Source organism: Burkholderia sp. Ac-20344, from assembly GCF_017104975.1.
Taxonomy (GTDB): domain Bacteria; phylum Pseudomonadota; class Gammaproteobacteria; order Burkholderiales; family Burkholderiaceae; genus Burkholderia.
In genome coordinates this window covers 1-14,602 of record NZ_JAAGPP010000188.1, presented here as the reverse complement: position 1 = coordinate 14,602, position 14,602 = coordinate 1, and the positions used below count along the sequence as shown (strand labels likewise).

Genomic DNA, 14,602 nt, shown 5'->3' with positions numbered 1-14,602 from the left:
ACCAGCGCGCGCGTGCCGGGCAGCCGCGTGCCGGCCGGCATCGCGCCGCCGGGAATCGCCTCGCGTACGCGGCGCAGCAAATTGCGCTGCAGCGACGGTGCGCCCGGCGTGCGCGCCAGCGGCGCGTCGAGCGGCAGCAACGGTGCGTCGCCGGAAGGAAGGACAGTCGTCATCGGAACATCGCAGCGTGGAAGTGTCGGAACGTGGCGGACGGCCAGTTGCGGACGGCCGGTTGCGGACGGCCGGTTGCGGACAACCAGCAGCACACGGCTCGTGGCACCATAAATTTGCCGATCCCTGGCGCTTCTCATGGTACCTCGCCAAGACTACGATCGTCTGCATGCCGGCATGTCGCCGGCCGCCAACCGAAGCGAGATCGCCCTTGTCCACGCTCACCAACGCTTTCCAGCAACCCATCGGCCACCCCGTTCCCGACTGGTCCGCGCGCCCGCGCCCGGCCCGCATCGTGCTCGAAGGCCGCTACTGCCGGCTCGAGCCGCTCGACGCCGAGCGCCACGCGGCCGACCTGTACGCCGCCTACGCACAGGCACCGGACGGTAGCGACTGGACCTATCTCGTGCACGGCCCGTACGCCGACGAATCGAGCTACCGCGACTACGCGCGTACCGCACAGGCGAGCCCGGATCCGCTGCACTACACGGTGATCGACCGCGCCACGGGCCGCGCGGTCGGCACGCTCGCGCTGATGCGCATCGATCCGGCCAACGGCGTGATCGAGGTCGGCTCCGTCACGTTCTCGCCGCTGCTCAAGCGCACGCCCGTCTCGACCGAAGCGCAGTTCCTGCTGATGAAGTACGCGTTCGACACGCTCGGCTACCGGCGCTACGAATGGAAGTGCGACGACCTGAACGCGCCGTCGCGCAAGGCCGCCGCACGGCTCGGCTTCCGCTACGAAGGCACGTTCCGGCAAGCGATCATCTACCGCGGCCGCAATCGCGATACCGCGTGGTTCTCGATCATCGACGGCGAATGGCCGGAGATTCGCGCCGCGTTCGACGCATGGCTCGCACCGGAGAACTTCGACCCGCAGGGCGAGCAGCGCCAGTCGCTCACCGCGATCCGTCACGCGCAGGCGCGCGAGCGCGATGCGGCCAGCCGCGCGCACGACGCGACGCGCGTGACGGTGCGCCCGCTCGTCGCCGCCGACGAAGCCGCGTGGCGCCCGCTGTGGCAGGGTTATCAGAAGTTCTACGACACCGCGCTGAGCGATGCGGTGTTCGCGACGACGTGGGCGCGCCTGATGGATCCCGCCGAGCCGATGTTCGTGCTCGGCGCATTCGACGCATCGGGCGCGCTGGTCGGGATCGTGCATTCGATCTACCACCGCTCGTGCTGGACCGAAGGGCCGTACTGCTACCTGCAGGACCTGTACACCGCGCCGGACGCACGCGGGCAGGGCGCAGGCGGTGCGCTGATCGAGGCCGTGTACGACCATGCCCGCGAAGCCGGCGCGAGCCGCGTGTACTGGCTCACGCACGAAACCAACACGACCGCGCGCGCGCTGTACGACAAGCTCGCGAACAACGCCGGGTTCATCCAGTACCGGCACGACGTGAAGAAGTAACGCGTCGCCTCGGCCGGCCGGCGTTCAGCCGGGCACGTCGGCCGGCGTGTATGCGTCGTCACCCTCCTCCGTGACGCCACAGGCGACGCCGGTTGCGCCCGGCACCGACGCCGGGCGGATCATCTCGTCGCCATTGGCCGGCACGGGCCGCCGCACGGGCCGGAACACCGGCTCGCCCGGCTCGATCGGCTGCCCCGAGATCGCGCAACGGCCCGGCTGCAACGCGACCCGCAAGCGCCAGCGCTGTTCGCCGTAATGGCACCGGCCGCTCTCGACCCAGCGAATCAGCAACGCATCGTCGCCGGCCTCCAGCACCGTGACGAACAGTTGCGGACGCAACGGCGAGAGGGCCGCTGCGGCGTGCTCGGGAACCGGCACTCGGCCGATCGTCACGAGCGGATGCGCGACGCCGCCACGCGGCGGCATCGCATCGTGTTGGCCCCATGCCGGCGCATCGCACGGCGGGTCTTCTTCGCAAATCAGGCGTTCCATGGTGTTGAGCATGCTTGACGGATTTCCGTGCAGGTTGAACGGCGCCGCGCTCAGCGCCGGCCCATCGGTTCGCGCAGCAGCGACAGGCCGATCGCCGCGCCGGTGACGGCGGCCGCGACCATCAGCCCGATGCCGCCCGACCAGCCGAATGCACCGACGATCGCGCCGATCGCCAGCGGCCCGATCACCTGCCCGAGATAGTTGCCCTGCACGACCCAGCCGATGCTGAGCGGCGCCAGCGACGGCGTCGGCGCGGAGCCCGGCGCGCATGCGAGGATCGTCGCCGGCAGCATCCCCGCGATCGCCGAGAACGCAAAACCCAGCGCGACCGCGAGCGGTGCAGGCGTGGCGGTGCTGAAGAACCCTGCGCCGGCCGCGCCGATCGCGATCGACGTCGCGGCCATCACGAGCCCGGGCCGCGCGCCGCGCGACAGGAGCCAACCGGCTGTCAGGTTGCCGATCACGCACGCGGCGACGATCGCCGCGCTGATCGACCCCGCCGCGCCGACCGCGACGCCGAGGCGCTGCATCAGGAACACCGGCAGGAACGTCATCGCCGCGAAGAACTGCACGTTGTAGGTGGCAAAACCCAGCGCGAGCAACGTGGTCGAGCGCGACGCAAGCACGTCGCGCAGCGCGGGCCCGATGCGCGGCGCGGCAGCCTGCCGCGACGGCACATCGGCGGACGTCGTGAGGGGCACCGCAGCCGCCGCGACGAGCGTCAGCGCCGCGGCCGCGAGCCAGCCGTTGCGCCAGCCGCCGAGCAGCGGCCCGACCACCATCGACAACGCCATGCCGGCCGGCATGAACGTGCTCCACAGCCCGAACGCGAGATTGCGCCGCTCGGGCGGCGTCACGCGATTCAGCACGGCCGGCGCGGCGACCACCACGACCACGAAACCGAGCCCCTCGGCGAAGCGCGTGGCCAGCAGCAGCGCGAAGCTGCCGGCCCATACACCGGCGACACTCGACAGGCCGAGCATGACGAGACCCGCGATCAGCAGCAGCCGGTCGCCCCAGCGCCGCACCAGCAGGCCGGCCGCGATGCCGCCGAACACGCCGACGAACGGAAACACCGACATGATCGCGCTCAGCGAAGCGAGCGAGCCGCCGAACTCATGCTGGAGCGACGGCAACGCGATCGTCGCCTTGCCGACGTGCAACGCCGACACGATGCTCGCCAGCACGACGTTCGCGACGGCGGCCCGGTAGCTGCGCGACGGCAGCGTGGCGGCATCGGCCGCGACAGGCGATTCGGTCATCTCCACCTCCGTCGAAGCGGCCGCGTGCAACGGGATGCGTCACGCGTCCGCGATCGGACTGGCGCACATGATACAAATTGAAGTTAACTTCAAGTAAAGAGGGAATGTGCGCAACGATCCGTTCCGTCGATCGCGACAATGGGCCCGCGTGGCAGCGTTCGGCCGCCTGCTCTAAGCTGTCGGCTTCGCCCCGACGACGTTGCATACGACCGCATGCCGACCGCCTCTCCCGCTCCCGACGCCTCGCTTCCGCTCGACGCCGCCTGGTCGACCTTCCCCCATCGCAAGGCCGCCGTGCGCACCTTCATCGCCGGATACTGCGCCGCACGCGACCGGCGCGCTGCGCCGCTGCACGACAGCCCGGACGGCCACGTCGTGCGGTTCGACGCCGGCATGGGGCGGCCTGTCGAGCACTTCGTGATCGAGGGCGCGCCCGCGTACGGCGACGGCCCGTTCACCGTCGGCGCGTGGATCACGCGCTACGGCGCCGCGCCGCTGCCGGCCGCGCTGCAAGGCCGGACACGCCGGCTGGCGGACGAGCATTTCATGGTCGCCGATATCGGCGTGCTGTCCGGCGACGATGCACTCGCGCAGGCGCTCGCCTGCCACACGCCGGGTGACGTCGCTACGTTCAATGCGGGCGCCCCGTTCCCGGCGTTCCAGCCGAATCCGGACGCATTCCTGTTCGCGCACCGGCTGGACGGGCAGATCGCCGCCGCCGCGCGCTACGGCTTTGCGTCGGCGCGCGATATCGTCGTCGACCGGGTCGGGACGGCAGACGCGTACCGCCGCCGCGGCCTCGCGATGCAACTGCTCGCCGCGATCGTCGCGCACGCACGCCAACGCGGCGCGCAGCGCGTGTGGCTCGTGTCGACCGGGACCGGCCTGCCGCTGTACCGCGCCGCCGGATTCATGCTGCTGGCACCGGTCACGGTCGACGAAGTCATCGCCTGAACCGCATCGGACCGCACCGGCCATCCCGGCGCGTCTCGCGATTCGTCCCATTACGCTGAGACGAACGTCCCAGCGTCTCATCCGGCGTGCGGCTTCGCTATCGCAGCAAATTCCACGCCACGCCGCCGCGACATCGTTCCCTGTCAATGCACATGACAATGGTGCGCCGCGCCATTTCCATCCTGCCCAATCGCCGCCCGGCGCACCCACTCGAGCTGGCCCCGTTCCTGCATACCGGTCGATCGCGCAATCGCGCGACGGGCGCCCGGCAGCCACGCCTCGCGCCCGAAGACAACCTGATGGAGACAGCAACGTGAGTACACCGGCATCGACCACCGCTCCCAGCATGAAAGCTGCCGTCTGGCACGGCCGCCACGACATCCGCGTCGAACAGGTTCCCGTTCCGGAGCGCCCGCCGGCAGGCTGGGTCACGATCCGCGTGCACTGGTGCGGAATCTGCGGTTCCGACCTGCACGAATACGTCGCAGGCCCCGTCTTCATCCCGGTCGACGCGCCGCATCCGCTGACGGGCCTGAAGGGCCAATGCATCCTCGGCCACGAGTTCAGCGGCGAAATCGCCGAACTCGGCGCGGGCGTGACGGGCTTCGCGGTCGGCGACCGCGTGACGGCCGACGCATGCCAGCATTGCGGCACCTGCTGGTATTGCAAGCATGGGCTGTACAACATCTGCGAGAACCTCGCGTTCACCGGGCTGATGAACAACGGTGCATTCGCCGAATACGTGAACGTGCCGGCCGAGTTGCTGTACAAGCTGCCCGACGATTTCCCGACCGAGGCCGGTGCGCTGATCGAGCCGCTCGCGGTCGGCCTGCATGCGGTAAAGAAAGCCGGCAACATCGTCGGGCAGACCGTCGTCGTGGTCGGCGCGGGCACGATCGGCCTGTGCACGATCATGTGCGCGAAGGCCGCGGGCGCCGGTCGCGTGATCGCGCTGGAAATGTCGGCTGCACGCAAGCAGAAGGCGCTCGAAGTCGGCGCCAGCGTCGTCATCGATCCGAAGACGTCCGATGCGATCGCGGAAGTCAAGGCGCTGACCGGCGGTTACGGCGCCGACGTGTCGTTCGAGTGCATCGGGCACACGACCACCGCGAAGCTCGCGATCGACGTGATCCGCAAGGCCGGCAAGTCGGTGATGGTCGGCATCTTCGAGGAGCCGGCGCCGTTCAACTTCTTCGACATCGTGTCGACCGAGAAGGAAGTGATCGGCTCGCTCGCGTACAACGGCGAATTCGCGGACGTGATCCGCTTCATCGCGGACGGCCGCATCGACGTGCAGCCGCTCATCACCGGGCGCATCGCGCTCGGCGACATCGTCTCGCACGGCTTCGAGGAACTGGTCAACCACAAGGACCGGAACGTGAAGATCATCGTTCAGCCCGCCCTCGCCTGACCGCTCGCGCGGCCGCGGCAGCGATTCGCGCCGCGGCACGCGTGCCCCCTGAAACGTCGCCCGTCCACGGGCGACGTGCCTGCCGCCCCCCCTCCAGCGCGCCCCCTTCGCTGCTGCCGTCTTCCGATGCCGACCTGATGCCGGCCTGATGCCGCGTACCTCGGCAGACACGACGATCAAAAAATTCGCAATCCAAACCATCCGCCGTAACGCACCACGATTTCAATACACGATCAGGGTTTCTCCGGATCAAGCGTGATTCGTCCTGTGTCGACAGGACATTGACGCAAGGTGATCCTGTGCCAGACGCGATCCGGCCTCCCTGCCGGAATCGTTGCCGCCCCCTTGGAGGCGGCCCTCGCCCCCCACACAACCTTACGGCGTCACGGCGCCGACAGGCCGAGAATACGAGCCCACCCGGGATAGCTTGCAAACATGGTGTGTCATGAATCGTTCCTTCTCGTTTAGCCGGGAACACGCGTACAACGTTCGATCGCTGACGATCCAGCAGAAGACGCATATCGGCTTCGCACTCGTCACGACGCTGCTGGCCTTGCTGTGCGGCACGATCATCTGGGGGAGTTTCCGGCAATACCGGCAAGAGAATGCCGATCTGCAGAGCTTCGAATTCGTCCGCGGCGCGATGAGCGCCGCCAACGTGATCTCGGCCGAACGCGGCCCGACGAACGACCTGCTGGTCCGCCGGCACGACGACGGCGCCACCGAGGTCCGCAACCTGCTCGCCGCGCGCACACGTTCCGATCACGCGCTCGAACGCTTTCGCGCCAGCATCGCGCAGGCGACCGTGCTCGACGATCGCGAACGCAGCACCCTGCTGCATGCACTCGACTCGGTCCGGATCACGCTCGCCGATGCGCGTGCCGAAGTCGATACGCTCGACGCGCGGCCGCTCGCGTCACGCACCGTTCACGATATCCAGCACGCGCAGGCACGCCTGTTCCGGATCGTCGACACGCTGTCGCTGCTGATCGACGGCGCGATGACCGACACCGCGATGCGCGACCCGCGCACGTCGGGTGCGATCCTGCTGGCGCGGCTCCTCGGCGATCTCCGCGAATACGCGGGCCGCACGGGCTCGCTGCTCGTCGCGCCGATGTTCGCGCGGCAGGCGCTCGACCGCACGCAGCTCGAGGACATCATGCGGATGCGCGGCCGCATCGAGCAATTGCGCGCGCTGATCGACGGCACGATCGGCGCGCAGCTTGACGACCCCGACGTGGCACGCGAATACGCGCAGCTCAATGCGGCCTTCGACGCGCACATCCTGCCGCTCGTCGACGTGACCGTCGCCGGCGGCCGGAACGGCGCCTATGCGATGAGCGCGGCCGACTTTTCCCGCGCGATCGTGCCGCATTTCCGGCCGAGCGAACGGCTGCGCGACCGCGTGATCGACCTTGCCCGGCACCGCGCGACCGGCGGCCGGAACACGGCCCGGATCAAGGTCGGGCTGTCGGCGTTCGCCACGACACTGTGCATCGCGATCCTGGTCTCGCTCGCGCGCGGCACGCAGCGGCTGCTGTCGAAGCCGCTCGATGCGCTCGGCCGCCGGATCGTCGCGCTCAGCGACGGCGATACGTCGCACGTTGCGATACCGCGCGGCATCGGGCCCGAGATCGTGCGGATCCATGACGCACTGGAAACCTTGCGCAACGCGACCGTCCGCCGCGACATGCTCGAGCGCCAGCGCAACGACATGCTGACGCTGTTCTCGCACGACATGCGCGCGCCGCTGACATCGCTGATCATCCTGATCGACACACAGGCACGGTGGGCGGGCGATGCGCAGATGAAGCAGCAGTTCGCGAGAATCGGCAAGCTCGCGCGACACACGCTGGCGATGGCCGACGGTTTCGCGCAGCTCTCGCGTGCGGAGGCCAGCGAGTACGAACGCGTGCCGGTCAACCTCGCCGACCTGATGAACGAGGCGCGCGACGCGGTGTGGCCGCTCGCGCACCGGAAATCCATGTCGGTCGACGACGTGCCGCGGCGCGACGACACGATCGTCCAGGGTGACCCGGCACTGCTGTCGCGCGCGCTGATCAACCTGCTGGACAACGCCATCAAGTACAGCGCGCCGCTGACGAGCGTCGAATGCAAGGTCGAGCCGGGCGCCGATGGCAAGACCGTGCGCTGCACGATCCGCGACAGCGGGTGCGGGATCGGCAGCGCGGACCAGACGCGGCTGTTCGAGCGCTACCGGCGCTTCCGCACCGCCGGCCAGCCGGAAACCAGCGGCGTCGGGCTCGGCATGGCGTTCGTCAAGGCAGTCGTCGAGCGGCACGAAGGCCACATCCACGTGCACAGCGTCGTGCTGCAGGGCACCACGGTCACGATCACGCTGCCGGCCGCGGCGACGCCGTGACGCCGGCACCGGCGGCAAGCGGCCGACGCGGCACCGCAGCCCCGCCCGATTCTTCGATATACTGGACCGAACCCTTTTCGGGGCAACCGGGGGTCACCACGCCCTTTGCGCGTTCGCCCCAACCTGCGTGGGATTGCGCACCGTGAAACCGCGAGCCGGACTGATTCTCGAACTCTTCGTCAACCTCGTGCTGCCCTGGGTTGCCTACCGGGCCGCGCAGCCGTATTTCGGCGAAACCGGCGCACTGTATGCGTCCGCGATTCCGCCGATCATCTGGTCGATCGTCGAATTCATCCGCTCGCGCCGCGTCGACGCGGTGGCGGCCGTCGTGCTGCTCGGCATCGCGCTGTCGATCCTCGGGATGGCGCTCGGCGGCAGCCCGCGCACGCTGCTGATGCGCGAATCGCTCGCGTCGGGCACGATCGGCATCGTGTTCCTGCTGTCGCTGTTCCGCGAACGCCCGCTGATCTTCTATCTCGCCCGCGCCACCGTGGCCCGCGAGATGGATGGCGGCGCCGCGCATTTCGAAGCAGTCTGGGACGCGCAGCCGGGGCTGCGGCAGATGCTCCGGCGGATGACCTTCGTCTGGGGCGCGGTCATGACGCTGGAAATGCTGCTGCGCTGCTGGATGGTCGTAACCTGGCCGGTCGAACGCGTGCTGGTCGTGTCGCCGATCATGGGCTACGCCGTGTTCGGCTGCCTGCTGCTATGGACATTCTGGTACCGGCGGCGGATGCGCGAGCGCAATAGCGTCCACATCCCGGGTCGCGACGGCGTCACCGAAACCGCCGGCCGCTGACGGCGCCCGGCCGGCATGGCGGGACGGCTGCGGTATGATGCGCGGCGTCTCGTCCGACCCATGCTGCTCCCGTCATGTCCCTTTCGCTCCTTCCGTCCGCCACGATCTGGCTCGCCCTGTTCGCGGCCGCCGCGTTCGCGTGGCATCGCCCGCAGCACGGCCTGAGCGTCGGCCTCGCCGCGCTCGGCTATGCGTGCGCGCTGGCGTTCGGCAAGCTCGCGCCGCTCACGCTGGCGCCACTCGCGCTGCTGGCCGCGGCCGCCTGGGGCGTGATGCCCGAGCGCCCGCTCGCGGTGCGCATCGCCGCGCACGTCGTCTTTGCCGCGCTCGCGATCGCGCTCAGCCTGCACCTGATTCCCGGCTTCCACAATCCGCGCGTCATCGGCCCGACGCGCTTCACGCCGGATGCCGTGCCATTCACGATGTACCTGAATCTGGACAAGCCGCTCGTCGGCCTGTGGCTGGTGTGGGTGCTGCCGTGGGTTGCGCCGGACGTCCCGCTGGCACGCGCGCTGCGCACGGGTGCCGTGGCGGCCGTGGCAACGGCCGCCGCGTGCCTGGCCGGCGCGCTCGCGTTCGGGATGGTCGGCTGGGCACCCAAGTGGCCACCGTCAGGCTGGCTGTGGTTCGTGAACAACCTGCTGCTCGTGACGCTCGCCGAGGAAGCGCTGTTCCGCGGCTACGTGCAGGGCGGGTTGACGCGCGCGCTCCGTGCGTTCGCATGGGGGCCGTGGGCCGCGCTTGCGATCGGCGCGGTGCTGTTCGGCGCCGCGCATGCGGCCGGTGGCTGGCAATGGATCGTGCTCGGCACGGTAGCCGGCGTCGGCTATGGCCTCGCATGGCGGCGCGGCGGACTGCTCGCGTCCGCGCTCGCGCATGCGGGGCTCAACGTCGTCCACTTCGGCCTGTTCACCTACCCGATGCTCGCCGCCGCACACTGAACGCGGCGCGCGGCACCGCTGCCGCTCAGTTGAACCCAGCGACCGCGTGCGGCACGTACGGGCGTTCGAGCGCGGCGATCTCGTCGTCGGTCAGTTTCAGTTCGAGCGCGGCCAGTGCGTCGTCCAGCTGCTGCGGCTTCGAAATGCCGACGATCGGCGCGGTGACGCCGCGCTTCTGCGCGACCCAGGCGAGCGCGACCTGCGCACGCGGCACGCCGCGTGCAGCCGCGATTGCCGCGACGGCATCGACGACCGCCTTGTCCGACTCCGCCGTCGCGTCGTAAAGGCGCTGGCCGACCTCGTCGCTCTGCTGCCGCCCGGTCGACTCGTCCCAGTTGCGCGTCAGGCGGCCGCGCGCGAGCGGGCTCCACGGAATCACCGCGATCCCTTCGTCTTCGCACAGCGGCAGCATTTCCCGCTCTTCCTCCCGATACAGCAGGTTCAGGTGGTTCTGCATGCTGACGAAGCGGGTCCAGCCGTGCTGCTTCGACGTGTGCAGCGCCTTCGCGAACTGCCACGCGAACATCGACGACGCGCCGATGTAGCGCGCCTTGCCGGCCTTCACGACGTCGTGCAGCGCCTCGAGCGTCTCCTCGAGCGGCGTGCCGTCGTCCCAGCGGTGAATCTGGTAGAGATCGACGTAGTCGGTGCCGAGCCGCTTCAGGCTCTGGTCGATGTCGGTCATGATCGCCTTGCGCGACAACCCCGCGCCGTTCGGGCCCGGCCGCATCCGGTAGAACACCTTGGTCGCGATCACGATCTCGTCGCGTTTCGCGAAATCGCGCAGCGCGCGGCCGACGATCTCCTCCGACGTGCCGTCCGAATACATGTTCGCGGTATCGAAGAAGTTGATGCCGGCTTCGACCGCCCGCTGGATGATCGGCCGGCTCTCCGCTTCCGGCAGCGTCCACGGATGCGTGCCGCGCGACGGTTCGCCGAACGTCATGCAACCCAGCACCAGCCTGGACACTTCCAGCCCTGTCGATCCGAATTTCACGTATTCCATTGCACGCCTCGCCATTGAAGTTGAGCTGACGGGCGGATGCGCGCCGCGCATCCGCCGGACCGTCGCATGGTATCCCGGGCGGCAAAAACGCGTGCGGCGTCGCCGCATCGTACGAAGGGCGTGCTCGTCAGCGCGAGGGGTCGTGCGGAGCGCCGGCTGCGCAGCGGCGCCGGCCGCTTACTTGGCCTGGTCGGCGATCGGCTGCAGGAACGCGGAAAAGCCGGTCAGCATGATCTGCACGCCGATGCACAGCAGCAGGAACGCCGACACGCGCTTCGCGACCTTGGTGCCTTCGCTGCCGAGGTAGCGCGACAGCAGCGCGGAGCGGCTGTAGACCTGCCAGATCACGACTGCGACCAGCGCGGAGACGGCGATCGACACGATGCTCGACAGCGCGAACTCCGACAGCTTGTGCGTGCGGTTCGCATTCAGCGCGATCGCGGTCGCGATCGAGCCGGGGCCGACCGTCAGCGGCATGGTCAGCGGGAAGAACGCGCGCGTCATGATCGCGTTCGCGTCGATCGGCTTGACCGGCGTGTCGCCGCCGCCCGGCCCGTCGGGTTCGTTCAGCATCTGCCAGCCGGCCACGGCAACCGCGAAGCCGCCGCCGATCCGCAGCGCTTCCATCGAGATCCCGAAGAAATGCAGCACCGGCGTGCCGGCGAAGAACGCAACCATCAGCACCACGAACGCGTTGAACGCGACCTTCCTCGCGAGCAGATCGCGTTCTTGCTCGGTGAGCGCCTCGGTCCGTTCGAGAAACAGGAACGCGATGCCGATCGGGTTGATGATGCCGATCAGGCCGGTGAAGCCGAACAGGATCTCGGAGATAAGGCGGTTGACGATCATCGGATGAAGAATCGGTCGGGGCTGGGCCGGCAGCGCGCCGGAGGTCACGCATTGTAGAGCAAGCGCACGCGCCCGAGCCGCAAAATTCGGCCGGGCCCGCCGCGCCGTCGATCGTCGCCGCTTCCCCTTGATTTCCCCTTGATTTCCCCTTGATTTCCCCTTGGTTTCCCCTTGGTTTCCCCTTACTCGCCGCCTGCCTCCCATGCCGGCGGCCGCTTCGCGAAAAACGCCGCGAAGCCCTCCTTCGCTTCCGGCGTCGCCCGCACGCGGGAGATCGTCTGTGCGGTGAACGCCGCGCGCTCGTCCGACGGCGGATACTCGCCGATCGCGTCGAAGAAGCGCTTGATCTCCATCAGCGCGTTCGGGCCGTTGCGGCCGAGTTCGGCGAGCGTCTTGTCGAGTGCTTCGTCGAGCGAATCGAGCGGTACGGCCTGATGAATCAGGCCGATCGCGACCGCTTCGCCGGCGGCGAGCTGGGTCGCCGTCAGCGCGAGCCGGCGCGCCTGGCGCTGGCCGACCGCCTCGACCAGATACGGGCCGATCACGGCCGGCAGGATCCCGAAGCGCGCCTCGCTGACCGAGAAGCGCGCGTGATCGCTCGCGATCACGATGTCGCACGCCGCGCACAGGCCGACGCCGCCGCCGAACGCGTGGCCCTGCACGCGCGCCACCGTCGGCTTCGGGCATTGCCGGATCGCGCGCATCATCGCCGCGAACCGCTCCGCATCGCGCAGGTTCGCGGCCGCGTCGTTCGCGCTCGCGCGCTGCATCCACTGCAGGTCGGCGCCCGCGCAGAACGCGCGGCCGTCCGAACGCAGCACGATCGCGCGCACGTCGTCGCGCCGGCCGAGCGTGGTGAACGCGTCGGTCAGTTCGGCGATCATCGTCTCGTCGAATGCGTTGAGCACGTCGCCGCGCTGCAGCGCGACGGTTGCGATGGCGCGCGTATCGACCGTGACGGCCAGGGTCTTCAATCCATCCATCGAACAGGTTTCCTCGGGTAGAACGGCAAATATCGGAATTACGCGGCCTGGCGGCGATCGATCACGCGCCGGGCCTTGCCGGTCGCGGTCGCGGGAATGCCGCCAGCGGCCAGCACCGTCACGCCGGACGACACGCCGACCATCGTCTTGATCCGGTGCTGCAGTTCGCGTGCGAGCGCCGCGCGATCGCTGTCGGTGACGGACGCGGCCACCTCCGAGCGCAGTTCGACCGCGAGGTCGAGCCGGTCCATGTGACCGTCGCGCGACAGCGTGATCTGGAACTGGCCCGACAGCTGCGGCAGCGCGACGACGATCTCCTCGATCTGGCTCGGGAACACGTTCACGCCGCGCACGATCAGCATGTCGTCGGAGCGGCCGGTGATCTTCGCGAGACGGCGCATCGCACGGGCGGTCGGCGGCAGCAGCGCGGTGAGGTCGCGCGTGCGGTAGCGGATCACCGGCATCGCTTCCTTCGTCAGCGACGTGAACACGAGCTCGCCCTGGCTGCCGTCGGGCAGCACTTCGCCCGTGACGGGATCGATGATCTCCGGATAGAAATGGTCTTCCCAGATCACCGGGCCGTCCTTCGTCTCGACGCATTCGCACGCGACGCCCGGGCCCATCACTTCCGAGAGCCCGTAGATGTCCAGCGCGTCGATGCCCACGCGCGTCTCGACTTCCTCACGCAGCGCCTGCGTCCACGGCTCGGCGCCGAAGATGCCGATCTTCAGCGACGACTCGGCCGGATCCATCCCCTGCCGCACCATCTCGTCGATCAGGTTCAGCATGTACGACGGCGTGACGAGAATGATCTTCGGCTCGAAATCGCGGATCAGTTGCACCTGCTTCTCGGTCTGCCCGCCCGACATCGGCACGACCATGCAGCCGAGCCGTTCCGCGCCGTAGTGAATCCCGAGGCCGCCCGTGAAGAGCCCGTAGCCGAACGCGTTGTGCAGCGTGTCGCCCGGGCGGCCGCCGGCCGCGCGGATCGAGCGCGCGGTCACGTTTGCCCAGGTATCGATGTCGCGTGCGGTGTAGCCGACCACCGTCGGCTTGCCCGTCGTGCCGCTCGACGCGTGCACCCGCACGACCTGCTCGCGCGGCACCGCAAACAGCCCGAACGGATAGTTGTCGCGCAGATCGTTCTTGGTCGAGAACGGGAATTTCGCGAGATCGGCGAGCGACTTCAGGTCGTCCGGATGCACGCCGGCCGCATCGAACGTGCGGCGATAGTGCGGAACGTTGTCGTATGCGTGGCGCAGCGACCACTTGAGGCGCTCGAGTTGCAGCGCCTGCAGTTCGTCGCGACTGGCGGTCTCGATCGGCTCGAGGGCGGCGGCGGGATGCGTCGGGTGAGTCATCGGGGTGCTCCTCCAATGGAGTGATGTCGTTATCGTGTTCGGGGTAACGGGGCCGGCGGCTACGACCGGAACGTGCGGCCGGCCGCATGCAGTGCGGCGATGCGCGGCGACACGCGATAGCGGTCCTCGCCGTAGCTCGCCGCCAGGTTCGACAGCACGCGGTGCACGCGGCCGATGCCGATCGCATCGGCCCACGCGAGCGGGCCGCACGGGTAGTTCACGCCCTTTTCCATCGCGAGATCGAGATCGGCGGGCGAGCACACGCCCTGGTTGACCGTGTCGGCCGCCTCGTTCGCGAGCATCGCGACGGTGCGCATCGCGACCATGCCCGGCACGTCCGCGACGCCGACGACGCGAAAACCCGCCTGCTGGAACAGGCCGACCGCATCCGCATAGGCCGCATCGCTGCACTGAAGGGCACGCGTCAGCGCGACGAGCCCGGCCTGCGCGTAATCGCGCGCCAGGTCGACCAGCACGAGATCGGCTACGCCGGTTTGCGCGGCGCGCGCGGTCGCGGTGCGGCCGTCGGTCAACGCGATCGACGCGCGGCCGGCCGTCGCGAGCAGGTCGTCGGCC

Annotated in this window: 13 protein-coding genes and 1 pseudogene; 6 read left to right on the top strand and 8 right to left on the bottom strand. The window is 69.1% G+C overall.

Translation table 11 applies throughout. The features are described 5' to 3' along the window. A pseudogene (locus G3N64_RS40030) lies at positions 1–173 on the bottom strand (PLP-dependent aminotransferase family protein); the annotation flags it as partial. 209 nt (positions 174–382) lie between these two features. Here G3N64_RS40030 and G3N64_RS34795 point away from each other — a divergent pair. After that, positions 383–1,585 carry a GNAT family N-acetyltransferase gene (locus tag G3N64_RS34795; protein ID WP_241021354.1) on the top strand — a complete coding sequence of 401 codons (1,203 nt, stop codon included), beginning with the start codon at positions 383–385 and terminating at the stop codon, positions 1,583–1,585. 24 nt (positions 1,586–1,609) lie between these two features. Here G3N64_RS34795 and G3N64_RS34790 read toward each other — a convergent pair whose 3' ends face one another. Both G3N64_RS34790 and G3N64_RS34785 read right to left on the bottom strand, forming a co-directional pair. Next, entirely contained in the window at positions 1,610–2,089 is a 480-nt protein-coding gene (locus tag G3N64_RS34790; protein WP_205788199.1) for a DUF3331 domain-containing protein, read from the bottom strand. 38 nt (positions 2,090–2,127) lie between these two features. Beyond that, a complete protein-coding gene (locus G3N64_RS34785; protein WP_205788198.1) occupies positions 2,128–3,339 on the bottom strand; it encodes an MFS transporter in 1,212 nt (403 codons plus the stop codon). Between the two features lie 213 nt (positions 3,340–3,552). Between G3N64_RS34785 and G3N64_RS34780 the strand changes: the two genes are divergently transcribed. The 5 genes from G3N64_RS34780 to G3N64_RS34760 all read left to right on the top strand — a co-directional run bounded on the left by G3N64_RS34780 (position 3,553) and on the right by G3N64_RS34760 (position 9,827). Next, the gene (locus G3N64_RS34780) at positions 3,553–4,293 is read left to right on the top strand and encodes a GNAT family N-acetyltransferase (protein ID WP_205788197.1); all 741 of its coding nucleotides are present in this window, start codon (positions 3,553–3,555) and stop codon (positions 4,291–4,293) included. 346 nt (positions 4,294–4,639) lie between these two features. Next, positions 4,640–5,704 carry a 2,3-butanediol dehydrogenase gene (locus G3N64_RS34775; protein ID WP_174929698.1) on the top strand — a complete coding sequence of 355 codons (1,065 nt, stop codon included), beginning with the start codon at positions 4,640–4,642 and terminating at the stop codon, positions 5,702–5,704. A 445-nt stretch (positions 5,705–6,149) separates the two neighbouring features. Beyond that, positions 6,150–8,087, top strand: coding sequence for a HAMP domain-containing sensor histidine kinase (locus G3N64_RS34770; protein ID WP_205788196.1), 1,938 nt, complete (start codon positions 6,150–6,152; stop codon positions 8,085–8,087). A gap of 142 nt (positions 8,088–8,229) precedes the next feature. Beyond that, the gene (locus tag G3N64_RS34765; RefSeq protein WP_205788195.1) at positions 8,230–8,886 is read left to right on the top strand and encodes a VC0807 family protein; all 657 of its coding nucleotides are present in this window, start codon (positions 8,230–8,232) and stop codon (positions 8,884–8,886) included. 74 nt (positions 8,887–8,960) lie between these two features. Then, positions 8,961–9,827: a type II CAAX endopeptidase family protein gene (locus tag G3N64_RS34760; protein WP_205788194.1), complete on the top strand. Its 867-nt coding sequence runs from the start codon at positions 8,961–8,963 to the stop codon at positions 9,825–9,827. Positions 9,828–9,852: 25 nt separating this feature from the next. Here G3N64_RS34760 and G3N64_RS34755 read toward each other — a convergent pair whose 3' ends face one another. The 5 genes from G3N64_RS34755 to G3N64_RS34735 form a co-directional block, all read right to left on the bottom strand. After that, on the bottom strand, positions 9,853–10,833 hold the full coding sequence (locus G3N64_RS34755; RefSeq protein WP_205788193.1) for an aldo/keto reductase: 981 nt from the start codon (positions 10,831–10,833) through the stop codon (positions 9,853–9,855). 177 nt (positions 10,834–11,010) lie between these two features. Then, on the bottom strand, positions 11,011–11,682 hold the full coding sequence (locus G3N64_RS34750) for a MarC family protein (RefSeq protein WP_205788192.1): 672 nt from the start codon (positions 11,680–11,682) through the stop codon (positions 11,011–11,013). 182 nt (positions 11,683–11,864) lie between these two features. Then, positions 11,865–12,665, bottom strand: coding sequence for an enoyl-CoA hydratase-related protein (locus G3N64_RS34745; protein WP_205788191.1), 801 nt, complete (start codon positions 12,663–12,665; stop codon positions 11,865–11,867). 38 nt (positions 12,666–12,703) lie between these two features. Next, complete coding sequence (gene paaK, locus G3N64_RS34740) at positions 12,704–14,026, bottom strand: phenylacetate--CoA ligase PaaK (RefSeq protein ID WP_205788190.1); 1,323 nt, start codon at positions 14,024–14,026, stop codon at positions 12,704–12,706. Positions 14,027–14,085: 59 nt separating this feature from the next. After that, the coding region (locus tag G3N64_RS34735) for a 3-hydroxyacyl-CoA dehydrogenase family protein (protein ID WP_241021352.1) at positions 14,086–14,602 on the bottom strand (517 nt) is incomplete at its 5' end.

What these genes read in the sequence shown, in the direction of transcription:
- G3N64_RS34790 (WP_205788199.1), bottom strand. Translation starts at nt 2,089, where the DNA reads ATGCTCAACACCATGGAACGCCTGATTTGCGAAGAAGACCCGCCGTGC.
- G3N64_RS34785 (WP_205788198.1), bottom strand. Translation starts at nt 3,339, where the DNA reads ATGACCGAATCGCCTGTCGCGGCCGATGCCGCCACGCTGCCGTCGCGC.
- G3N64_RS34780 (WP_205788197.1), top strand. Translation starts at nt 3,553, where the DNA reads ATGCCGACCGCCTCTCCCGCTCCCGACGCCTCGCTTCCGCTCGACGCC.
- G3N64_RS34775 (WP_174929698.1), top strand. Translation starts at nt 4,640, where the DNA reads ATGAAAGCTGCCGTCTGGCACGGCCGCCACGACATCCGCGTCGAACAG.
- G3N64_RS34770 (WP_205788196.1), top strand. Translation starts at nt 6,150, where the DNA reads ATGAATCGTTCCTTCTCGTTTAGCCGGGAACACGCGTACAACGTTCGA.
- G3N64_RS34760 (WP_205788194.1), top strand. Translation starts at nt 8,961, where the DNA reads ATGTCCCTTTCGCTCCTTCCGTCCGCCACGATCTGGCTCGCCCTGTTC.
- G3N64_RS34755 (WP_205788193.1), bottom strand. Translation starts at nt 10,833, where the DNA reads ATGGAATACGTGAAATTCGGATCGACAGGGCTGGAAGTGTCCAGGCTG.
- G3N64_RS34750 (WP_205788192.1), bottom strand. Translation starts at nt 11,682, where the DNA reads ATGATCGTCAACCGCCTTATCTCCGAGATCCTGTTCGGCTTCACCGGC.
- G3N64_RS34745 (WP_205788191.1), bottom strand. Translation starts at nt 12,665, where the DNA reads ATGGATGGATTGAAGACCCTGGCCGTCACGGTCGATACGCGCGCCATC.
- paaK (WP_205788190.1), bottom strand. Translation starts at nt 14,026, where the DNA reads ATGACTCACCCGACGCATCCCGCCGCCGCCCTCGAGCCGATCGAGACC.